A 21,330-nucleotide genomic window follows, 5' to 3' on the forward strand; every position below is an offset into this window, starting at 1 on the left:
CAGGTTGCCATTTCGCCGCAGTGAGCAAACGTTCACCGCGTGCGACGCCTCGCTCGCCCGCTCGTTGCGGGCGCCCTCCTACTCGCTGCCTCGGTTGCCCAGGCACAACCTCACCCGCTGAAGGTCGATCTCAAGATCGACCTCCCGGTGCTCGCCTTGACCGGGGCGTCCGCCCTGGGGCTCGCCCTCCCCCAGCTCGCGCCGTCGAAGTGCCGGCTCTGCGTCGCCGATGACTTCGACCAGGACGCGCGCTCCGCGCTCCGCTGGAAGGATCCGGCGATCGCGCGCCACGCCTCGGACGTGCTCGTGTCGGGGATCATGCCGCTCGGCGCCGCCTCCGCGCTCGCGCTCGCCGCGTACGGGGAAGGAGGCTCGCCGCGGACCTTCATGGAGGACGGGATCGTCGTGGCGGAGGCGGTCACGATCGCGACCACCTTCAACGGCCTCGCGAAGGACACCTTCGCGCGCCGCCGCCCGGCGGCGGGGGACCTCTCGATGCCGGGCTCGCGGAACAAGAGCTTCTACTCCGGCCACACCTCCCTCGCGTTCTCGCTCGCGACCGCCACCGCGACCGTCGCCACCATGCGCGGGTACCGGAGCGCGCCATGGATCTGGGCGGCCGGCATGGTCCTCGCGACCGGGGTCGGCTACCTGCGCGTCGCGGGCGACGCACACTGGCTCACCGACGTCGCCGTCGGGGCGGTCGCGGGCGGGGGCGTGGGCTTCGCCGTGCCCTGGGTCTTCCACCGGGCGAACCGTGGCGGCGGCGTCGAGCTCGTCCCGGCGCCGGGGGGCCTCGCGCTCCACTTCCCGTGACGCGCCTCAGCGCGCGTCGGCGAGGGCGGCGAGCAGCCGCCGCGCCGCGCGCACGTCGGGGATCCGGAGCGGCGCCCGGCTGGGCGCGGGGCCGACGTGGATCGCGACGCTCCCGCCCGGGAGCCCGGCGAAGAGGTCCTCGTCGGTGCGGTCGTCGCCCATCGCGAGGAGGAGCGTCCCCTCCGGCGAGCGGCGCGCGACCTCCGTCGCGATCCGGCCCTTGTGGATCCCGTGCACGCGGATCTCCACCACCTTGTCGCCGGGCAGGAGCTCGACCGGGACGTTGGAGAGCACCGTCGAGAGGTGGAGCGAGAGGTCCTTCGCCTGGGCCGCGCCGTACTCCGGGTCGGCGCCCCGGTAGTGCCAGGCGAACCCGGCGGTCTTCTCCTCGACGAGCGACCCCGGGGTCCGCTCGGCGAACTCGCGGAGGATCGCGCGGACGCTGTCCCGCCATGGCATGTCCGGGAGCGGCGCGCCCTCCCAGGCGGCGCCCGGGAAGCGGCTCCAGACCCCGTGCTCCGCGTGGAGCCCCACGTCGAGCGGGCCGAACCAGCGCTCCATGGTCCGGCGCGGGCGCCCGGAGACGAGGTGCACCTCCGTGCGCGGTCGCGCCGCGAGCCGGCGGAGGAGCGAGAGCAGCTCCGCGTCCGGCGCGGCGAGCTCCGGCGTCGTCGCGAACGGGACCAGCGTGCCGTCGTAGTCGAGGAGCAGGGCGAGGCGCGGCGCGGATGCGGCGCGGTCGATGGCGGCGCGGAGCGCGGCCGCCGGGGACGGCGCCAGGTCGGCGGGGACGCTCGGGCGCGTCCGCTCGAGGCGCGAGACGAACGCCCGCGCCCAGGCGTGCACGTCGTAGCCGAGCACGCGCTCGCGGAGCGCGGCCATCCGCGTGCGGCGCTCCTCCTCCGGCATGTCGAGGGCGCGGTGGAGCGCGGCCGCGGTGCGCTCGACGTCGAAGGGGTTCACGAGCACCGCCTCGGCGAGCTCCGCCGCGGCGCCGGCGAACTCCGAGAGGACGAGGACGCCGTCGCCGTCCGACCTCGACGCCACGAACTCCTTCGCGACGAGGTTCATCCCGTCGCGCAGCGGCGTCACGAGCACCGCGTCCGCGGCGCGGTACAGCGCGACGATCTCGTCCTGCGAGAGGCTGCGGTGCAGGTAGTGGATCGGCGACCAGCGCGGCGTCGCGTACTCTCCGTGGATCCGGCCCACCAGCGCGTCCACCTCCGCGCGGTACTCGGCGTAGGCCTCGACGTTCTCGCGGGACGGGACCGCGACCTGCACGAGCCGGATCGTGCCCCGCAGCTCCGGGTGGGCCCGGAGGAGCGCGTCGAACGCGAGCAGGCGCCGGGGGATCCCCTTCGTGTAGTCGAGCCGGTCGATGGCGACGAGGAGGCGCTCGGCGCCGGCCCGGGTCTCGTCGGCCAGCCGCTGCACCTTCTCGCTCGCGGCCACCGCGCCGAGCTGCGCGGCGTCGACGCCCATCGGGAAGACGCCGAGGATCACCTCCCGCGCGCCGAGCCGGATCCGGTCGACGTCGGTGGGGAGCCCGAGGAGCCGGAGGGCGGAGGACGCGAAGTGGCGGACGAACGTGGCGGTGTGGAAGCCGAGCAGGTCCGCGCCGAGGAGCCCCTCCAGGATCCGCTCGCGGTCGGGGAGGATCCGGAAGATCTCGGACGAGGGGAAGGGGATGTGGAGGAAGAAGCCGATCCGCGCGTCCGGGATCCGATCGCGGAGGAGCTGCGGGACGAGCATCAGCTGGTAGTCGTGGATCCAGACCAGGTCGCCCGGCTCGTGCCGCGCCGCGATCGCGTCGGCGAACCTCTCGTTCACCGCCTGGTACGCGTCGAAGTCCTTTACCTCGGGGGGGAGACGCGCGGTCTCGTAGTGGAACAGCGGCCAGAGCACCGCGTTCGAGTAGCCCTCGTAGTAGCGGGCGATCTCGTCCCTGGAGAGCTGGACCGGCGAGAGACGGAGCGCGTCGAGCTGCCGGTCCACCTCGGCCCGCTGCCGGGCGTCCAGGCCGTCGAGGTCGCCGGGCCAGCCGATCCACAACCCCCCGAGCCGCTCGTGCGGCCCCTTCATGCCGGTCGCGAGCCCGCCGGAGCTCCGCTCGACGGAGAGCGCGCCGTCGGCGGCGTGGACCGTGACCGGCAGGCGGTTCGAGGCGATGAGGAGGCGCGCCATGGATCCCTCGCGGGTCCGGAGGGCCCACGACGGAAAAGCTACACACCGGGCCGCGGGGCGCCGTGCGGGCGGGCGGGGGCAGGCCCGGGAGGAGTCACCCCGCCGCGAGCGAGAGCCCGCGCACCAGGAAGTAGATCGCGTCGGGGTGGTGCAGGACGATCGCCGACGTGGACTGCTCCGGGACCATCTGGTTCGCCTCGGTGAGCGACACGCCGATGGTCCGGTCCGGCTCGAGGAGCTTCCAGACCTGCCGCTGGTCGGAGAGCTCGGGCCAGGACGGATAGCCGGGGGAGTAGCGCTTCCCCTGACCGTCGGGGAGGCCCAGCTCCGTCCGGACGTGGCGGTGCCAGTACTCCGCGAGGGCCTCGGCGGTCTCGACGGCGAGGCCGTGGAGGAAGAGGCCGCGGGTGTAGTCGCCCTTCTCCTGCGCCTCCTCCGCGAGCCTCGAGGCGGCGTCACCGACGGTGACGACCTGGAAGGCGCACACGTCGGCGCCGCGCTCCTCACGGAAGAAATCGGCGCGGCAGAGGTTCCGGTCGTCGGGCTGGCGCGGGAGCTTGAGGCGCGCGAGCTCGTCCTTCCGGTGCGCCGGGTCGAGGACGACGAGGTCGTTCCCGTCCGCGTGGCACGGGAAGTACCCGTAGACCACCTTCGGCACGAGCCAGCCGTTCGCCTGGGCCTCCGCCTTCAGCTCCTCGAGCTTCGGCCCGAACTCCTCGCGGATGAGCTTCTCGTACTCGGCGCCCTTCGCCTTCACGCCCCACTGCAGCTTGAAGAGCTCGGCGAGGTCGAGGTGCGGCCACACGTCGGCGAGCGCGATCTGGCCGGCCGGCACGACGCGCGCGCCCCAGAACGGCGGGGAGGGGATGCGCGCGGCCGGCGGCACCGACCCGGACCTGCGGGTCGGCGCCGGGGCCAGCACCGCGTCGGCGGGCCGGTCGCGGTTCGCGATCGCCTTCTGCAGGACTTCGTGCTTCACCGCGTCCCGGCGCGCGGGATCGACGAGGCCCTCGACGATCTCGAGCCCCTCGAACGCGTCCTTCGCGTAGAAGACGCCGCCCGCGTACGGGGCGCCGTCCTGGGCGAAGTGGGTCTTGTAGCCGAAGCGCCGGTTGATCGCGGCGCCGCCGATGATCAGCGGGAAGGTGAGGTTCCGGCGGTGCAGCTCCTCGACGCAGAACGGCATCTGCTTCGAGGTGGAGACGAGGAGCGCGGAGAGGCCGATCGCGTCCGCGTTCACCTGGACCGCCTTCTCGAGGATCGTCGCCACCGGGACCTGCTTCCCGAGGTCATGCACGGTGAAGCCGTTGTTCGAGAGGATGGTCTTCACGAGGTTCTTGCCGATGTCGTGCACGTCGCCGTACACGGTGGCGAGGACCACGTTGCCCTTCGTCGCGCCCTCCTTCTTCTCGAGGAACTGCTCGAGGTGGGCGACGGCCTTCTTCATCACCTCGGCGGACTGGAGCACGAACGGGAGGATGAGCTCGCCCGCGCCGAATCGGTCGCCGACGTCCTTCATCGCCGGGAGGAGCACCTCGTTCAGCACCGCGACCGCCGGGCGGCGGGTGAGCGCGTCGTCGATGAGCGCCTCGATCCCCTCCGGCCTGCGGTGGAGGATCTGGAGGTGGATGCGCTCCTCGGCGCTCTTCGCGCCCGCCGCGGCGAGCGGGTCCACCGCCGCCTTCTCCGGCGCGCCCTTCGCGCCGAAGTGCTCGATGAGCCGCGCGAGCGCGTCGGGGCGGCGGTCGAAGACGAGGTCCTCGGCGAGCACCCGCTCGTCCTCGGGGATCGCCGGGTACGGGCGGATGTCCTTCGGGTTCACGATGGCGAGGTCCAGCCCCGCCTTCACCGCGTGGTAGAGGAACACCGAGTTCACGACCTCGCGCGCGCTCTTCGCGAGGCCGAAGGAGACGTTCGACACGCCGAGGGTGGTGAGGACGCCCGGGTTCTCCGCCTTGATCCGCCGGATGCCCTCGATCGTCTCGATCGCGCTCTTGCGGTACTCCTCCCCGCCGGTGGCGAGCGTGAAGGTGAGCGCGTCGAACACCAGGCTGTCGTTCGGGAGCCCGTACTCGCGGGCGACGGCCACGATCCGCCGGGCGATCTCGGCCTTCCGGTCGGCGGTCTGCGCCATCCCCTTCTCGTCGATGGTCATCGCGACCACCGCCGCGCCGTAGCGGCGCACGAGGGGAAGGATCCTCTTCACGCGCTCGCCGGACTTCTCGAGGTTCACCGAGTTCACGATGCAGCGGCCCGGGTAGACCTTGAGGGCGCCCTCGACCACGTCCGCCTCGGTCGAGTCGATCATGAGCGGCGCGTCGACCGCCTGGGAGAGCAGCTTCGCGAGGGTCCGCATCTGCGCGCCCTCGTCGTCGCGCTCGTTCAGCGCCACGCAGACGTCGAGCACGTGCGCGCCCGCCTCGACCTGGCCACGGGCGATCTGCAGGAGCCCCGGGTAGTCGTCGGCGAGGAGCAGCTCCTTCACCTTCTTCGAGCCCTGCGCGTTGAGGCGCTCGCCGACGACGAGCGGGCGCGGCTCCATCGCGAGCGGGACCGCCTTCATCGCGGAGGAGAGCTCGGCGGCGGGCGCGGGGCGGACGCGGCGCGGCGCGCTGATCGCGTGCACGCGCTCGACCACCTTCCGCATGTGCTCCGGGGTCGTCCCGCAGCAGCCGCCGACGATGTCCACGCCGTACTCCGCGACGAACGACGCCAGGGCGTCGGCGAGGTCGTCCGGCGAGAGCTTGTAGACCGCGTGCCCGTCGACGTTCTCGGGCATGCCGGCGTTCGGGAGGACCGAGACGTAGTGCGAGCACTTCTCGCCGAGGTACTTCACGGCGCCCCGCATCTCGGCGGGGCCGGTGGAGCAGTTGAGGCCGATGGCGTCCACCGGGAGCCGCTCGAGGGTCGCGAGCGCGCTCCCGACGTCGGTGCCGAGGAGCATCCGGCCGTTCGCGTCTATGAGCGTCGGCTGGGCGATGAGGAAGACGTCCCGGACCAGGTCGCGCCGCACCGCGTCCACGGCGAGGACGGCGGCGCGGAGCTCGAGCATGTCCTGCTGCGTCTCGACGATGATCGCGTCGACGCCGCCCTCGACGAGGCCGCGCGCCTGCTCGAAGAAGATCCGCTCGAGCGCGTCGGCGGTGATGTTCCCGAGCGCGGGATCCGACGACGACGGGAGCATGCCGGTCGGGCCGATGGAGCCTGCCACGAAGCGGGGGTGCTCCGGCGTCGAGAAGCGCTCGGCCGCGCGGCGCGCGAGGATCGCTGCGCGGAAGTTCACCTCGTAGGTCCGGTGACCGACGCCGTACTCGTCGAGCTTGAGCCGCGATGACCCGAAGGTGTTGGTCTCGACGACGTCGCAGCCCACGCGGAAGTAGCGGCCGTGGATGTCCTCGATGAGGTCGGGGCGGGTGAGCGTGAGGAGGTCGTTCGCGCCCTCCTTCCCGCCGAACTCGGCCGCCTTGAGCTGGTGCCGCTGGATCTGGGTGCCCATCGCGCCGTCGAACACGAGAGGGCGGCGCTGCAGGGCTTCGCGGAAGGTCACGTCGGTTCCGTCCTGGAGTGGCCGGCGCGCGCGAGGGGGCGCCCGCCGGGGTCCCTTGAATAACACCGCGCGGGGCGGCGATCGAGCATGCGCCGGCGGCCGCACCGGCGGGAGGGGCCCCGCCTGGCCGTCCGCTGCGCTCCCCGCGCCCGGCGCTACAATCTCAGCGTGATCCACGAGGCGCGCTACTGGGAGCCCATCGCGGACGGCCGCGTCCGGTGCACGCTCTGTCCCAGGGACTGCGTGCTGCACGAGGGCCAGGCCGGGTTCTGCTACGTGAGGCAGAACCGGGCCGGGAAGCTCGTCTCCCTCGCGTACGGCACCTCGACCGGGTTCGCCGTCGACCCGATCGAGAAGAAGCCGCTCGCGCACTTCCACCCGGGGACGACAGTCCTCTCGTTCGGGACCGCGGGCTGCAACCTCGGCTGCCGCTTCTGCCAGAACTGGGACATCTCGAAGGCGCGCCTCGACGAGCTCCGCGCGGAGGACACCCTCACGCCGGAGGACGTCGTCGCGTTCGCGCAGGCCCAGGGCGCCCCCGCGATCGCCTTCACCTACAACGACCCAGTGATCTGGGCGGAGTGGGCGATCGACGTCGCGCGGGCGGCCCGCGCGGCGGGGCTCTGGACCGTGTTCGTCACCGCCGGCTACGTGTCGCCCGCGGCGCGGGAGGAGATCTTCCCGCTCATGGATGCGGCCAACGTGGACCTGAAGGCGTTCACCGAGGACTTCTACGCGAAGCGGACGCTCTCGCACCTCGCGCCGGTGCTCGACACGCTCGAGTGGCTCGCGAAGGAGAAGAAGGTCTGGGTCGAGGTGACGAACCTCATGATCCCGGGCCTCAACGACGCGCCGGAGGAGACGCGCGCGCTCTCGGTGTGGATCCGCGACCACATGGGCGTGGACGTGCCCCTGCACTTCACCGCGTTCCACCCGTCGTTCAAGATGATGGACCGGCCGCGGACGCCGGCGGCGACGCTCACCCGCGCCCGCGCCATCGCCCGGGCGGAGGGCCTCCGGTACGTCTACACCGGGAACGTGCACGACCCCGACGGCCAGACCACCTTCTGCCCGACCTGCGAGGCGCGCGTCATCGAGCGCGACTGGCACGCGGTGCGGGCGGTCCGGATGAAGGGCGGGGCCTGCGCGGCCTGCGGGACCGAGATCGCCGGCCGCTTCGGCGCGACCGCGTCCCCGAGCGCCGGGATCCGGCGGTACCTCGGGGTGCGGGCCTAGGGCGTCGCCGGCGCCGGCTTCGGGCAGACGTCGGTGCTGTTGAAGTCCTCGACCGAGAGGCCGCAGGACGCCTTCCCGCACTCGGTCTGCACCCACGCGCAGAAGTCCGCGCCCTGGGGCTCGATGCAGGTGTCGAGGCGCGCGCTGCAGATGTCCTCGACGTCCTTCCCCGGGTTGGCGCTGCTGATCTGGTTCTGGACCTGGCGCTCGCAGGTGTCGCGGGTGGTGCCCGATCCGACGCAGCGGCAGAGGCGGTTCCCGAGCTCCTGGCAGGGCCCCTTGCAGGCGGCGAGCGAGAGCGCGGCGACGAGGACGGCGAGGGCGGGGCGCATCGGAGGCGGGGAGGATCCCCCGGGAGCCCCCCCGCGTCAAGGAGAGCGGACCGTCGCCGCTCGCCGTGAATGCCCCGCGGGCCCGGACCGTCTGTTATCAAGGACCGCCATGAAAGGCCTCGCCCTCCTCCTCCTCCTCGCCGCCTCGCCGTTCGATGCGCCCGTCGCGACGGCCGCCGTCTCCGACCCGCAGGCGCTCGCCCGGAAGGTCCAGGCCACCTACGAGCGCACGAAGGACCTGCAGGCGCGCTTCAAGCAGACGTACACGTACGCGGGCTTCGGCCGCCGCCAGGTGTCGCAGGGTACGCTCCAGGTGAAGAAGCCCGGGATGATGCGCTGGGACTACACGAGCCCCACCCAGAAGACGATCGCGGTGAAGGGCACGCGCCTGGTGCAGCTCGAGCCGGAGGAGAACCAGGTCTACGTGGACGACCACTTCGATTCGTCCGCGATGAGCGCGGCGGTGACGTTCCTCCTCGGGAAGGGCGACCTCGCGAAGGAGTTCGACCTGTCGGTGGACGGCTCCGGCGCGCTCGTCCTCCGGCCGAAGGTCGCGGACCCGCGGGTCGACTCCATCGCCCTCACCGTCGGCGAGGGCGGCGACGTCCTCGCGACGCGCGTCGTGGACGGGGCGGGGAACGTGAACGAGATCAGGTTCGAGGACGTGAAGCGGAACCAGGGGCTCGCGGACTCGGCCTTCGACGTGAAGATCCCGAAGGACGCGCGGCGGGTGACGGCGCCGACGAAGTAGGTCGGCGCCGCGTTCGTGACCGGGGGACGGCGCCCCGCCCCGGTTATCCTGTGTCCCATGGCCGATCCCATCCTCGTCGCGAAGGGTAAGCAGGACCTCTCGCTCCTCCCCCAGCTCGCGAACCGTCACGGCCTCGTCGCCGGCGCGACCGGCACCGGCAAGACCGTCACGCTCCGCGTCCTCGCCGAGGGGTTCAGCCGGCTCGGCGTCCCGGTCTTCCTCGCGGACGTGAAGGGCGATCTCTCCGGCCTCGCCCGGCCGGGCGGCGATGCGGCGAAGGTGCAGGAGCGCGCGAAGGCGCTCGGGCTCGCGCTCGATCCGCAGGCGTGCCCCGTCGTCTTCCTCGACGTCTTCGGCGAGGCGGGCCACCCGCTCCGCGCGACCATCTCCGAGATGGGCCCGCTCCTCCTCGGGCGTGTCCTCGGCCTGAACGAGACGCAGGAGGGGGTGCTCCAGATCGCTTTCCGCGTCGCCGACGAGAGCGGGCTCCTCCTCCTCGATCTGAAGGACCTCCGGGCGATGCTCGAGCACGTCTCCACCAACGCGGCCCAGCTCCGGGCGCGGTACGGGAACGTGTCCTCGACCTCGGTCGGCGCGATCCAGCGCGCGCTCCTCGCGCTCGAGGCGCAGGGTGGCGACCGGCTGTTCGGCGAGCCCGCGCTCGCCCTCGAGGACCTGCTCCGCCAGGACCTCTCCGGGCGCGGGCAGGTGACGGTGCTCCAGGCGGACAAGCTCGTCCGCTCGCCGGCGCTCTACGCGACCCTGCTCCTGTGGCTCCTCTCCGAGCTGTACGAGCAGCTCCCCGAGGTCGGCGACCCGGAGAAGCCGCGGCTCGTCTTCTTCTTCGACGAGGCGCACCTGCTCTTCACCGACGCGCCGGACGAGCTCCGGCAGAAGGTGGAGCAGGTGGTCCGCCTCATCCGGTCCAAGGGCGTGGGCGTCTACTTCGTCACGCAGAACCCGCTCGACGTGCCGGACGCCGTGCTCGGCCAGCTCGGGAACCGCGTCCAGCACGCGCTCCGCGCGTTCACGCCGCGCGACCAGAAGGCGGTCCGGGCGGCGGCCGAGACGTTCCGCGCGAACCCGGGTCTGGACGTCGGGACCGCCATCACCGAGCTCGCGGTGGGCGAGGCGCTGGTGTCGTTCCTCGACGCCGCCGGCACGCCGAGGCCGGTGGAGCGGGCGTTCGTCGTGCCGCCGCGCTCGCGCCTCGCGCCGCTCACCCCTGAGGAGCGGGCGCAGGTGATGGCCGCGTCGCCGCTCCGCGGGCGCTACGACACGCCGGTGGACCGCGAGAGCGCGTACGAGCGGCTCACCGCGCGCGCCGTCGCGCGCGAGGAGGGGTCGCCGCCGCCGCTCCCGCGCGGCCGGCCGGCGCCGACGGTCGGGGACCAGGCGGGGCAGATGCTCGGCAAGATGGCCCAGAGCGCGATGCGCGCCGCCGGGACCCAGCTCGGCCGGGAGATCATGCGCGGGATCCTCGGCGGGATCTTCGGCGGCGGGGGGCGGCGGCGGTGAGCGCGGAGACCTCGCGTGGGAGCAGCGCCGGGAGCCGGATCGCGCTCGGGGTGGTCGCGGTCGCCCTCGCGTGCTCCCGCGCGTCGGCGCCGCCGGTCGATCCGGCGTTCGCCGCGGACTGGAAGGCCTGGCACGACGCGCGAGAGGCGCGGCTCCGGGCGCCGGACGGGTGGCTCGCCCTCGCCGGCCTGCACTGGCTCGCGGACGGGCCGAACGTCATCCCGGGCCTCCCGGGGACGTTCGTGCTCGAGGGCGGGAGGGTGACGCTCCGGGCCACGCCGGCCGACGGCTACGGCGAGGATGGGCAGGCGGTGACCGAGAAGACGCTCGCGACGGACCAGGCGCCGAGGCCGGACCGGCTCACCGTGGGCGCGAAGCGCGTCGCGGTGATCGACCGCGGCGGGAAGCTCGCGATCCGGGTCTGGGACGCGGAGAGCCCGGTCCGGACCGGGTTCAAGGGCGTCGAGGCGTTCCCGCCGGACCCGCGCTGGCGCATCGAGGCGACCTGGGAGGCGTACCCCGCGCCCCGCAAGGTGGAGATCCCGAGCGTCGCCGGGCCGCCGCAGGCGGGCGAGGCGCCCGGCCGGGCCCGCTTCACCGTCGACGGCCAGACCGTGGCGCTCGAGCCGACGCTCGAGGACGGCGAGCTCTTCTTCGTGTTCAGGGACCGGACCGCGCCGAAGGAGACCTATGGCGCGGGCCGCTTCCTCGTGGCCGCGGCCCCGAAGGACGGGAAGGTGGTCCTCGACTTCAACCGTGCGTACGACCCGCCCTGCGCCTTCACGCCGTACGCGACGTGCCCGTTGCCGCGACCGGAGAACGTCCTCGCGGTCCGGATCCCGGCGGGCGAGAAGAAGTACGGGGGCCACTGAGGGCCGCGGTCACCCGCGCCGGTACCGTCGGAGCGCGGGCGAGATCGCGGCGGTGACCGCCGCGACGGCGACGCAGAGGAGCCCGCCCGAGGCGACCGAGATCCGCGGGCCGAACGCGCGCGCCACCGCGCCGGCCTCGACCTCGCCGAGCTGCGGGCCGCCCATGAAGAACATCATGTTGAGGCTCGTCATCCGGCCGCGGAGCGCGTCCGGGGTGAGGAGGTTGCGGAGCGTCTGCCTGATGACGGTGCTCACCGTGTCCGCCGCGCCCGAGATCGCGAGCGCGAGGAGCGAGACCGGGAAGCTGCGCGACGCGCCGAAGACCGCCACCGCCGCGCCGTAGATCGCGACGGCCCAGAGGATCAGCTTCCCCTGCGCGGGCGGGAGGCTCCGCGTCGCGAGGAAGATGCCGGCGAGCGCGGCGCCCGCGGGCTGCGCCGCGTAGAGGACGCCGAGGCCTCGCGGGCCGACGTGCAGGAGCTCGTTCGCGAAGATCGGCATGAGGAGCAGGGACCCGCCGAAGAAGGTCCCGAAGAAGTCGAGCAGCATCGTGGTCCGGATGACCGGCTGGCGCCGCACGAAGCGGATGCCCTCCTTCACCGCCTCGAGGCCGACCTGCGTCTCCGGCCGCGCCGCGCCGCGGTGGCTCATCGTGAGCAGCACCGCGATCACCGCGAGGAACGAGATCGCGTCGACGGTGAAGATCAGCACCGGCCCCTTCCACGCGAGGAGGACACCGGCGATCGCAGGCCCGGCGACGCTGGCGACCTGCCACCCGGTGAAGCCGACCGACATCGCGCTCGAGAGGTCCTCCGGCGGCACGAGCGCCGGGACGAGGGAGTGCCGCGCCGGGGCGTCGAAGGCGACGGCAGTGCCGGCGACCGCGGCGAGCGCGTAGAGGAGCGGCGGGGACCCGACGCCGAGCGCGGTCGTGACGGCGAGCACCGCCGAGACCACCGCGAGCGTCGACTGGGTGAAGATCATGAGCCGCCGGCGGTCGAACGCGTCGGCGACGACGCCGCCCCCGAGCGCGAACAGGAGGATGGGCGCGATGCGGAAGAAGCCGAGGATGCCGAGGGCGAGCGGCGAGCGCGTGAAGACGTAGAGCTGCCACACCACCGCGACCTGCTGCATCTGCGTGCCGGCGTTCGAGAGGAGCTGGGCGGTCGCGTAGTTCCGGTAGTCGCGGTGGCGGAGCGCGGGCGGCAGACGGGCGGGCACGCGGAGAGGTAAGCACGTCTCCGCGCGACGCGCACCGACCCCGGCGCCGCGCGATCAGCCGACGACCGGCAGCCCGCCGCGCTTCCCGCCCGCCCGCGGCGGGCGCGGCGCCGCGGGCAGCTTTCCGGCGGCGCGGGCGGGATCGCGGGCGATCACCCGCCCCACGAGGTCGTACTCGGACGCGTCGGTCACCTCGAGCGTCACGATCTCGCCGGGGTAGGCCACGCCGTCATTCACGTAGGTGATGCCGTCGATCTCCGGCGCCTGCTGCGCGTGGCGGCCGGCGAGGAGGTGCTCCGTCTCCTCCGCGCGGCCCTCGACGAGCACCTCGAGCTTCCGCCCGATCATCGCCTGCTGGTGGTCGCGGGAGATCCCCTGCTGGATCCCCATCACCCGCTCGAACCGGGCGCGCTTCACCTCGTCCGGCACCTGCGCCGCCATCTCCGCGGCGGGGGTGCCCTCCTCGGGCGAGAACTCGAAGACGCCGAGCCGCTCGAAGCGCTGCTCCTCGACGAACCGGACCAGGTTCTCGAAGTCGTCCTCGGTCTCGCCGGGGAGGCCGACGATGAGCGAGGTCCGGAGCGCGATGCCCGGGATCCGCGCGCGGAGCCGCGCGAGCAGCTCGCGGAGGAACACCGAGTCGCGGCCGCGCTTCATCGAGCGGAGGAGCCGGTCCGAGCTGTGCTGGAGCGGCATGTCCAGGTACTTCACGATCTTCGGCTCGCTGGCGACGGCGTCGACGAGCGCGTCCGGCACGTCGCGCGGGTACGCGTAGTGGAGCCGGATCCAGCGGATCCCGTCCACCTTCGCGAGCTCGGGCAGCAGGTGATGGAGCCGGATCTTGCCGGGGAGGTCGTAGCCGTACGCGGTGAGGTCCTGCGCCACGAGGGAGAGCTCGACGGTCCCCTGCGCGGCGAGCGCCGCGGCCTCGGCGAGGACGTCGTCGATGGGCCGGGAGCGCTGCGGGCCGCGGAGCTTCGGGATGATGCAGAAGGCGCAGGCGTTGTCGCAGCCCTCGGAGATCTTGAGGTACGCGGTATGCGAGGGGAGCGAGTTCACCCGCGGGCTCGCCGCGGAGTGCACGAAGTCCGGGTCCGGGACGACGAGCCGCTTCGCCTGCGCGTCGGAGACGATCCGGGCCACGTCCTGGTAGGCGCCGGTCCCGAGGAAGTGGTCCACCTCGGGGAGCTCCCGCGCGAGCTCGTCCGCGTGACGCTGCACGAGGCAACCGGTCACGACGAGCTTCTTGCAGCAGCCGGCGCGCTTCTGGTCGGCGAGCTCGACGATGGCCTCGACCGACTCCTCCTTCGCGCTCTCGATGAAGCCGCAGGTGTTGACGACGATGACCTCGGCCTTGGCCGGGTCCTGGACGAGCCGGTACCCCGCCTCGGCGAGCGTGCCGAGCATCACCTCGCTGTCGACCCGGTTCTTCGGGCAGCCGAGGGTGTGCATGTAGACGCGGGTCTGGGCCATGAGCCGCGCGGATCTAACAGGTCCGGTGCGGGCGGGCAACGCAGCGGCGCCCCTCCCCCGGACGGCCCGGCGGGCGCGTCCTCACGGCCACGTCCCGGCGTGTCCGCTCCGCCACCGCCCCCGGAAAGCGCCCGTTTTCGCGAGAACGTGGCCGCCGGCCCGGCGCTTGCTCTCCGGGCCGCGCATGCGACGACTCCTCGCCATCGGGTTCATCTGGTTCTGCTGCTCCGCCGCCTGGGTCATCCTCGGCTCGACGCTCGCCTTCCGGAGCGGCGCCACGGAGGGCGGCCTCAAGTCGGAGGTGCACACGCTCTGGGGGCCGCCGCTCGAGCAGGCGCCGCCGAGCGCGGTGGGCGTCGAGAAGCACCGCGCCCGGACGCGGGAGCAGCGCTTCGACGAGAAGACGAAGCGGTACTTCGAGGTCGAGAAGGAGGAGGACGTCACCACGACCCGGAGCCTCCCCCTCGACGCCTCCGACGTCCGGGTGAGGCTGGCGCTCGAGCACCGGCGGAAGGGCCTCCTCTGGTTCCCGACCTACGGCGTCGAGTTCACCGGCCGCTACACCTTCCGGAACGACTCCGCCGAGGCCCGCGCGGTGGAGCTCGCGTTCCCGGTCACGGCGGGCGTGATCTACGACGGGTTCGCGGTCACCGGCGCGGACGGCGCTCCCGTCGAGGTCGCGTTCGACGCCAGCTTCGCCCGGTTCTCGCGCCGCCTCGAGGCGGGCGCGGCGGAGACCTTCACCGTGGCGTACCGGACGCGCGGCACCGAGCGGTGGGGCTACGGCGTGGCGGGCCAGGGGCTCGGGCCGGAGTCCGGGCGAGCGCGGAACTTCGCGCTCGCGGTGGAGACCGACTTCCGCGAGGTGGACTTCCCTGCCGGCACGCTCTCGCCCTCGTCCCACCGCCGCACGCCGGGCGGCTGGGAGGGGACGTGGCGCTTCGGGCAGATCGTCGGGACGGCGCCGGTCGGCATCGAGCTGCCCCGGCGCCTCAACCCCGGGCCGCTCGCCGCGAAGATCACCTTCTTCGCGCCGATCTCGCTCCTCTTCTTCTTCTTCGTGGTGGGGATCCTGCTCGCCGCGCGGCGCCGGTCGATCCACCCGGTGAACTACTTCCTGCTCGCGTGCGGCTTCTTCGCGTTCCACCTGCTGTTCGCGTACACGATCGACCACGCCGAGGTCGCGCCCGCGTTCGCCCTCGCGGCGGTCGTCTCCGTCGCCCTGGTCGTCTCCTACGCCCGCCTCTTCGTCGGCTGGCGCCTCGCCCTCGGCGAGGTCGGGGTCGCCCAGCTCCTCTATCTGGTCCTGTTCTCGGTGAGCTTCTTCTGGAGCGGCTTCACCGGCCTCGCGATCACGGTGGGCGCGATCCTCACCCTCTTCGTGATCATGCAGCTCACCGGCCGCCTCGAGTGGGGGAAGGTCCTCGGTCGAGACGACCGCGCGCCGGCCCCGCCCCCGATGCCGCCGCCGCTGGCGCCGGCGCCCTGAGGGCCGCCGCTACTCGCGGAAGTTCTGGAACTGGAGCGGGACGCCGAGCGACGCGGAGCGGATCGCCTGGATGGCGGCCTGGAGGTCGTCCTTCTTCTTCCCGGTGATCCGCACCGCCTCGCCCTGGATCGCCGCCTGGACCTTCAGGCCCGACTCCTTCATCAGGGCCACGATCTTCTTCGCGTCCTCCTGCTTGAGGCCCTTCCTGAGCTTCACGAGCTGGCGGACGTGGCCGCCCGAGGCCGGCTCGAGCTTCTGGGGATCGAGCCCCTCGAGCGGCACGCCGCGCTTCGCGAGCTTCTCCATGAGGACGCCGAGCGCGGCCTCGGCGCGGCCCTCCGAGTTCGCCTTCAGGAGGATGTTCAGGTCCTTGTCGCGCTCGAGGTCGGTCTGCGTCCCCTTGAAGTCGAAGCGCTGGGCGAGCTCCTTCCGCGCCTGGTTGAAGGCGTTCTCGACCTCCATCATGTTCAGTTCCGAAACCACGTCGAAGCTCGGCATGCGCAAGGTCCTTCCCGTGTATGGGGCGCGAGGCCGCGCGCCCGCGATCCCCTAGAGCTCCAGCACCACCGGCAGCACCGTCGGCTTCTTGCCGGTGGCCCGCCGGAACCACCGCCGCACGGCGACGCGGAGCGTCTCCTGCACCTCGAGGACGTCCATCCGGGCCTGCGGCGAGAGCTCGTCGAGGGCGCGCAGCGCCTCGCCCCGGAGCTCGTCCTCCGCCCCCTCGAACCCCGCCACGCCCTTCGCGAACAGCTCGGGGCCGCGAACGATCGCGCCGCTCGCCTTCTCCACCGCGAGCACCGCGATGCAGAGCCCCGCGTCGGCGAGGAGGCGACGGTCCCGGACCACGAGCGCGCCGATGTCGGCGCCGAGGAGCGCGTCGCGATCCGTGTAGACCCGGCCCACCGGCACGCGCTCCTCGAGGACGCGCGCGCCGAGGTCGTCGAGCTCGAGCACCTGGCCGTCCACGAGGATGTCCCTCGCCGGCACGCCCTCGGCGGCCGCGTGGGCGGCGTGGCGCGCGAGGTGCCGGTACTCGCCGTGGATGGGCACGAAGTGGCTCGGCCGGGCGAGCTGGATGATCCGCCGCTGCTCGGCGGCCTGCGCGTGGCCGGAGACGTGGAGCGGCGCGAGCCCCTCGTAGGCGACCTCGGCGCCGCGGCGGCAGAGGTCGTTCACGACCTGCCCGACCGCGACCTCGTTCCCGGGGATGAACCGGGACGACAGGATCACGAAGTCGCCCCGGGAGATCTCGAGGTCCGGGTGCTCCCCGCGCGCGAGCCGGGCGAGGGCGCTCCGCGGCTCGCCCTGCGTGCCGGTGGTGAGGACGCACAGCTCCCGCGGCGGGAGCTCGCGCGCCTCCGGGAACCCCACCGGCATCCAGGCGGGCATCTCGAGGTACCCGAGCGCCTGGGCGAGGCGGACGTTCGTCTCCATCGCCCGCCCGAGGAACGCGACCCGGCGGCCGAAGGCCCGCGCCGCGGTGACCACCTGCTGGATCCGGTGCACGTTCGAGGCGAAGCAGGCGACGAAGATGCGGCCGCGGGCCGGCTCGAACGCGGCTTCGAGCGCGGGCCCCACCTGCGACTCCGAGAGCGAGGTGCCCTCGCGCTCGGCGTTGGTCGAGTCCGACAGGAGGAGCCGCACCCCGGCGCGCCCGAGCGCCTCGATCCGGGCGAGATCCATCGCGGGCCCGCGGACCGGCGCCGGGTCGATCTTGAAGTCGCCGGTGTGGAGGATCGTGCCCTGCGGGGTCCGGAGCGCGAGGCCGCAGGCGTCGGGGATGGAGTGGGTGACCGCGATGAACTCGGCCTCGATGGGGGAGGCCTCCCCCGCGGGCCGGACGTCCCCGGGAGTCACCTGCCGGAGGTCCGCCGACACGCCCGCCTCCGCGAGGCGCGGCTTCAGGAGCTCCAGGGTGAAGCGCGTCCCGTACACCGGCACCGGCACGTCGCGGAGCAGGAACGCGAGCGCGCCGACGTGATCCTCGTGACCGTGGGTGAGGAAGATCGCGCCCACCCGGTCCTTCCGCTCGCGGAGCCAGGCGAGGTCCGGGGCGATCACGTCGACGCCGATGTTCTCGTTCGGGAAGAGGATCCCGCAGTCCACGACCGCGATCCGGCCGTCCGCCTCGAGCGCGAGGCAGTTCATCCCGATCTCTCCGAGACCTCCGAGGGGGATCACGCGGACCGGCGGCGGCACGGCCCGAATGTACCGCGCGAGCGTGCGCAGCGCAGCGCGGGATCTGCCGGGGGCGAGCGCGGGGTCCCTGGTCCCCGCGCCCGCGCCCCGGGCGGACGCGGAGCGTCCGCCTGCCCTTCGTGAGGACCGGGCTCGACCGGTGTGACACCCGTGGTAGCCTCGCGCCGCCCGGAGCCCCTCGTGCCGCCTCGCCTGCGCTGGATCGCCGCCCTCGCCGTCGCCCTCGCCGCCGCGCCCCCGGTGCGCGCCGGCGCGCCCGGCGCGGCGCCGGACGAGGCCCCTCCGCCGTCAGAGGCCCGCGGTCCCGAGGTGGTGAGGCTCCGGTTCGGGTGGACGGCGCCAGCGGAGGCGCAGGTCACCTACCGGCGCACCCGCTCGCGCACCGGCGCGCGGCCGACCGTCTTCGTCGCCCGGTACGCGTCCCGTGTCGAGCGCGAGGCGGAGGGGCTCTCCGTGCGCACCTCCCGGACGCGCTGGGAGGGCGATCTGCCGTTCCCGCGCGCGGTCGCCGACGCCGCGATCCGCGCCTCGGAGCGGGTGCTCCAGCGGGTCGGGCTCGACGGTGAGTTCGTCGGCCTCGACGACGTCGAGGCGATGCGCCCGGTCCTCACCCAGCTCCTCGCGGACGCGAAGATCCCGCCGGAGCAGGGGGAGCGCGCGATCGCCCTCGGGCTCGCCGGCATGCGGGCGGAGTCCGAGGAGCTCTGGAACCTGGCGGTGGGGTTCTGGATCGGGGCCGATCTCGAGCTCGCGGCGCCGTACGTGATGCAGACGGAGGCGGAGCTGCCGCTCGTGCCGGGCGTGCGCGCCGCGAGCGCGGTCGAGTTCGAGGTCCGCCGCCGCGTGCCGTGCGCCGCCGCGGAGCGTGAGGCGCGCTGCGTGGAGGTGACGCTCCGGTCCACGCCGGAGCCCGCCGCGTTGGAGCGCGCGCGGGCGGAGATCGCGGCGCGTCTCGCCCCCGATGCACCCCCGGACGAGCCGCTCGCGGACCTCGCCCTCGAGAGCGAGCTCCTCCTCGTGACCGACCCGGCGACGCTCCTCCCGAGGCGGCTCGTCTGGACCAAGTCGATCCGCGCCGGCGGCGGCGAGAAGGGCCCTCCGGCGCTCGAGCTCGTCGACCGGAGCGAGTACGACTACCGGTACGACGCGCCGAGGCTGCGCTCCGCCCCGCCGCCCCGCCGCCCGAAGCAGCCGGCCGCGCCGGCGCCTTCGCCCGTCAGCGCGGCCCGGTAGCGACGGCGGGGGGAGCACCCCGGCCCCGATTCGACTATCTTCCCGGGCCCGATGTCCGAGGACCTGCTCCAGGACCTGAACGACGCCCAGCGCGAGGCCGTCCTCCACGGCGACGGGCCGCTCCTCGTCCTCGCCGGCGCCGGCTCCGGCAAGACCCGCGTCATCGTCCACCGGATCGCCCGGCTGGTGCGCGACGAGGGCGTGATCCCCTGGCAGATCCTCGCGGTCACCTTCACCAACAAGGCCGCGGGCGAGATGCGGGAGCGCCTCGAGGCGCTGCTCGGGCTCGCCGCCCAGGAGCTCTGGGTCCAGACGTTCCATGCCTTCGGCGCCCGCTTCCTCCGGCGCGAGGCCGCGCGCGCGGGGCTGCCGCCGTCGTTCGCGATCTACGACACCGACGACCAGGTGCGGCTGGTGAAGCGGCTCTTCGCGGAGATGGGGGTCGAGGACGGCTCGCCGCTCACTGCGCGCGAGGCGCTCTCCCGCATCGACCGCTGGAAGAACGCGGCGCTCCGGCCGGCGGAGGTCGAGGTCTCTTCGTACGACGTCGAGGGGCAGCTCGCCCGTCAGCTCTACGAGCGGTACCAGGCGGCCCTGCTCCGCGCCGGCGCGGCGGACTTCGGCGACCTCATCGTCATGCCGACGCGCCTCCTCGAGGAGGACGCGGCGCTGCGGGCCCGCTGGGCGGGGCGCTTCCGGCACGTCCTCGTGGACGAGTTCCAGGACACGAACCCCGCCCAGTACCGGCTCATGAAGGCGCTCGCCGGGGCGCGCCGGAACGTCTGCGTGGTCGGCGACGACGACCAGGCGATCTACCGCTGGCGCGGCGCGGACGTGTCGAACATCCTCGGCTTCGACCAGGACTTCCCCGGCACGCGCGTCGTGAAGCTCGAGCAGAACTACCGCTCGACGCGGACGATCCTCGACGCGGCGCACGCCGTCATCTCCCGCGCGAAGCGGCGGCGGGAGAAGCGGCTGTGGACCGATCGCGACGCGGGCGCCGCCCTCGCGCTCCTCGTCGGCGAGGACGAGCACGCCGAGGCCGAGCGGATCGCCCGCGGCGTCGCCGCCGAGCGCGGGCGGGGCACGCCCGGGGACGAGATCGCCGTCCTCTACCGGACGAACGCCCAGTCCCGGCCCCTCGAGGCGGCGCTCCGCGCGGCGCGGATCCCGTACGTCATCGTCCGCGGGACGAGCTTCTACGAGCGGGCCGAGGTGAAGGACGCGGCCGCCTACCTCCGCCTCGCGCTCAACCCCGCGAGCGACATCGACCTCGAGCGGGTGGTGAACCGCCCGGCGCGGAAGATCGGCGAGAAGACCGTCGAGCGGCTCCGCGCGCACGCGACGGCGAAGGGGATCCCGCTCTACGAGGCGATCGCCGATCGCGATGCCGTCGCCGAGCTCAAGCCCGCCGCGCGCGCCGCGCTCGGCGAGTTCCACGACATCGTGGCCTCGCTCCACGCCGACGTGCCCGCCCTCGACGCGGGCATCGCGGTGCAGGAGGCGCTGAAGCGGTCGGGCCTGCTCGCCCGCCTCGAGGAGGACCACTCCGACGAGGCGGTGGAGCGCGCCGAGAACCTCGCCGAGCTCGTCGCCGCCGCCCGCGAGTTCGACGAGGCGCTCCTCGGCGAGGCGCCCCCGACGGATCCCGACGACGTCCGGCCGCCGCCGCTCGCGCGCTTCCTCGAGCAGATCGCGCTGCTCGGCGAGGCGGACGCCGAGACGCCCGAGGGGCGCGTCGCGCTCATGACCCTCCATGCGGCGAAGGGGCTCGAGTTCGAGGCGGTCTTCCTCGCGGGCCTCGAGGACGGGACGCTCCCGTACGAGCGGCCCTGGTCGGACCAGACGCCGGTCGAGCGCGACGAGGCCTTGGACGAGGAGCGGCGCCTCTGCTACGTCGGGATGACCCGCGCGAAGGCGCGCCTCACGCTCTCGCTCGCGCGGCGGCGGATGGGGTACGGCGAGGGCGGGCCGTCGTACCGGCAGATGGAGCCGTCGCGCTTCCTCCGCGATCTCCCCCCCGAGCTCTTCGGCGAGGCGGTCGCGCGCGAGGTGCGGGCCCGCGAGGCGCGCGCCGCGGCGCCGCCGCTGGCGCGGCCGCCGGTGGTCCGCCGCCACCCCGGCGCGCTCGAGGGCGAGCCGCACATCGAGCTCGACGGGGACGACGGCATCGGGCCGGCGCGCCCCTCGACTCCGGGCCCGCGCGGCGGGCCCTCCGCCCGGGGCGAGCGGATCTCCGGCGAGCCGACCGTCGAGTACGACCTCGACCAGCGCCCGTCCCGCGGCGGCGCGCCGTTCCAGCGGGGCGCCCGCGTCCGGCACGCCTCGCTCGGGGAAGGGATCGTCCTCTCCTGCGAGGGCGCCGGCATGGAGGCGAAGGCCACGGTGCGCTTCGACTCCGGCGACCGGCGGGTCGTCTGCCGCTTCCTCGTCGCGGACGAGTAGCGGCGGAGGAG

The 21,330-nt window shown here is 73.7% G+C and carries 15 protein-coding genes; 8 read left to right on the plus strand and 7 right to left on the minus strand.

The features are described 5' to 3' along the window. The first annotated feature begins 39 nt into the window (after nucleotides 1-39). Nucleotides 40-816, plus strand: coding sequence for a phosphatase PAP2 family protein (locus AMOR_RS13110; protein WP_248361753.1), 777 nt, complete (start codon nucleotides 40-42; stop codon nucleotides 814-816). Nucleotides 817-822: 6 nt separating this feature from the next. Here the strand turns inward: AMOR_RS13110 and AMOR_RS13115 are convergent, their stop codons facing one another. Together AMOR_RS13115 and metH are read right to left on the minus strand one after the other, a co-directional pair. Then, nucleotides 823-3,000, minus strand: coding sequence for a bifunctional alpha,alpha-trehalose-phosphate synthase (UDP-forming)/trehalose-phosphatase (locus AMOR_RS13115; RefSeq protein ID WP_248361754.1), 2,178 nt, complete (start codon nucleotides 2,998-3,000; stop codon nucleotides 823-825). A gap of 94 nt (nucleotides 3,001-3,094) precedes the next feature. After that, on the minus strand, nucleotides 3,095-6,547 hold the full coding sequence (metH, locus tag AMOR_RS13120; RefSeq protein WP_263009843.1) for a methionine synthase: 3,453 nt from the start codon (nucleotides 6,545-6,547) through the stop codon (nucleotides 3,095-3,097). A 168-nt stretch (nucleotides 6,548-6,715) separates the two neighbouring features. On the opposite strand from metH, the gene amrS reads away from it, so the two are divergent. Further along, complete coding sequence (gene amrS / locus AMOR_RS13125) at nucleotides 6,716-7,783, plus strand: AmmeMemoRadiSam system radical SAM enzyme (protein WP_248361756.1); 1,068 nt, start codon at nucleotides 6,716-6,718, stop codon at nucleotides 7,781-7,783. Here the strand turns inward: amrS and AMOR_RS13130 are convergent. Continuing rightward, a complete protein-coding gene (locus tag AMOR_RS13130) occupies nucleotides 7,780-8,115 on the minus strand; it encodes a hypothetical protein (protein ID WP_248361758.1) in 336 nt (111 codons plus the stop codon). The genes amrS and AMOR_RS13130 overlap by 4 nt on opposite strands. 109 nt (nucleotides 8,116-8,224) lie before the next feature. Here AMOR_RS13130 and AMOR_RS13135 point away from each other — a divergent pair, with 109 nt between their 5' ends. Genes AMOR_RS13135 through AMOR_RS13145 form a run of 3 tightly spaced genes read left to right on the plus strand, consistent with a single transcriptional unit; the run spans nucleotide 8,225 to nucleotide 11,256 of the window. After that, nucleotides 8,225-8,866 (plus strand): LolA family protein, encoded by a 642-nt coding sequence (locus AMOR_RS13135; protein ID WP_248361760.1) that lies wholly within the window; start codon nucleotides 8,225-8,227, stop codon nucleotides 8,864-8,866. A gap of 57 nt (nucleotides 8,867-8,923) precedes the next feature. Beyond that, a complete protein-coding gene (locus tag AMOR_RS13140) occupies nucleotides 8,924-10,384 on the plus strand; it encodes a helicase HerA-like domain-containing protein (protein ID WP_248361762.1) in 1,461 nt (486 codons plus the stop codon). Beyond that, entirely contained in the window at nucleotides 10,381-11,256 is an 876-nt protein-coding gene (locus tag AMOR_RS13145) for a DUF1684 domain-containing protein (protein ID WP_248361764.1), read from the plus strand. Before AMOR_RS13140 ends, AMOR_RS13145 begins: the two co-directional genes overlap by 4 nt. A 9-nt stretch (nucleotides 11,257-11,265) precedes the next feature. On the opposite strand, the gene AMOR_RS13150 is transcribed toward AMOR_RS13145, so the two are convergent. Together AMOR_RS13150 and rimO are read right to left on the minus strand one after the other, a co-directional pair. Continuing rightward, nucleotides 11,266-12,477, minus strand: coding sequence for an MFS transporter (locus AMOR_RS13150; protein ID WP_248361766.1), 1,212 nt, complete (start codon nucleotides 12,475-12,477; stop codon nucleotides 11,266-11,268). Between the two features lie 54 nt (nucleotides 12,478-12,531). Then, nucleotides 12,532-13,950 carry a 30S ribosomal protein S12 methylthiotransferase RimO gene (gene rimO / locus AMOR_RS13155; protein ID WP_248361768.1) on the minus strand — a complete coding sequence of 473 codons (1,419 nt, stop codon included), beginning with the start codon at nucleotides 13,948-13,950 and terminating at the stop codon, nucleotides 12,532-12,534. Nucleotides 13,951-14,134: 184 nt separating this feature from the next. Here rimO and AMOR_RS13160 point away from each other — a divergent pair, with 184 nt between their 5' ends. Further along, complete coding sequence (locus AMOR_RS13160) at nucleotides 14,135-15,439, plus strand: inner membrane CreD family protein (RefSeq protein ID WP_248361770.1); 1,305 nt, start codon at nucleotides 14,135-14,137, stop codon at nucleotides 15,437-15,439. Between the two features lie 9 nt (nucleotides 15,440-15,448). Here the strand turns inward: AMOR_RS13160 and AMOR_RS13165 are convergent, their stop codons facing one another. Beyond that, nucleotides 15,449-15,937: a YajQ family cyclic di-GMP-binding protein gene (locus AMOR_RS13165; protein ID WP_248361772.1), complete on the minus strand. Its 489-nt coding sequence runs from the start codon at nucleotides 15,935-15,937 to the stop codon at nucleotides 15,449-15,451. Between the two features lie 51 nt (nucleotides 15,938-15,988). Beyond that, nucleotides 15,989-17,641 (minus strand): ribonuclease J, encoded by a 1,653-nt coding sequence (locus AMOR_RS13170; RefSeq protein ID WP_248361774.1) that lies wholly within the window; start codon nucleotides 17,639-17,641, stop codon nucleotides 15,989-15,991. 180 nt (nucleotides 17,642-17,821) lie between these two features. Between AMOR_RS13170 and AMOR_RS13175 the strand changes: the two genes are divergently transcribed. Then, nucleotides 17,822-18,874, plus strand: coding sequence for a hypothetical protein (locus AMOR_RS13175; protein WP_248361776.1), 1,053 nt, complete (start codon nucleotides 17,822-17,824; stop codon nucleotides 18,872-18,874). 51 nt (nucleotides 18,875-18,925) lie between these two features. Further along, on the plus strand, nucleotides 18,926-21,319 hold the full coding sequence (locus tag AMOR_RS13180; protein ID WP_248361778.1) for an ATP-dependent helicase: 2,394 nt from the start codon (nucleotides 18,926-18,928) through the stop codon (nucleotides 21,317-21,319). Nucleotides 21,320-21,330 lie beyond the last annotated feature (11 nt).

Origin of the sequence: Anaeromyxobacter oryzae, from assembly GCF_023169945.1 — a bacterium.
Classification (GTDB): Bacteria; Myxococcota; Myxococcia; order Myxococcales; family Anaeromyxobacteraceae; genus Anaeromyxobacter; species Anaeromyxobacter oryzae.

What these genes read in the sequence shown, in the direction of transcription:
- AMOR_RS13115 (WP_248361754.1), bottom strand. Translation starts at nt 3,000, where the DNA reads ATGGCGCGCCTCCTCATCGCCTCGAACCGCCTGCCGGTCACGGTCCAC.
- AMOR_RS13130 (WP_248361758.1), bottom strand. Translation starts at nt 8,115, where the DNA reads ATGCGCCCCGCCCTCGCCGTCCTCGTCGCCGCGCTCTCGCTCGCCGCC.
- AMOR_RS13135 (WP_248361760.1), top strand. Translation starts at nt 8,225, where the DNA reads ATGAAAGGCCTCGCCCTCCTCCTCCTCCTCGCCGCCTCGCCGTTCGAT.
- AMOR_RS13140 (WP_248361762.1), top strand. Translation starts at nt 8,924, where the DNA reads ATGGCCGATCCCATCCTCGTCGCGAAGGGTAAGCAGGACCTCTCGCTC.
- rimO (WP_248361768.1), bottom strand. Translation starts at nt 13,950, where the DNA reads ATGGCCCAGACCCGCGTCTACATGCACACCCTCGGCTGCCCGAAGAAC.
- AMOR_RS13160 (WP_248361770.1), top strand. Translation starts at nt 14,135, where the DNA reads ATGCGACGACTCCTCGCCATCGGGTTCATCTGGTTCTGCTGCTCCGCC.
- AMOR_RS13165 (WP_248361772.1), bottom strand. Translation starts at nt 15,937, where the DNA reads ATGCCGAGCTTCGACGTGGTTTCGGAACTGAACATGATGGAGGTCGAG.
- AMOR_RS13180 (WP_248361778.1), top strand. Translation starts at nt 18,926, where the DNA reads ATGTCCGAGGACCTGCTCCAGGACCTGAACGACGCCCAGCGCGAGGCC.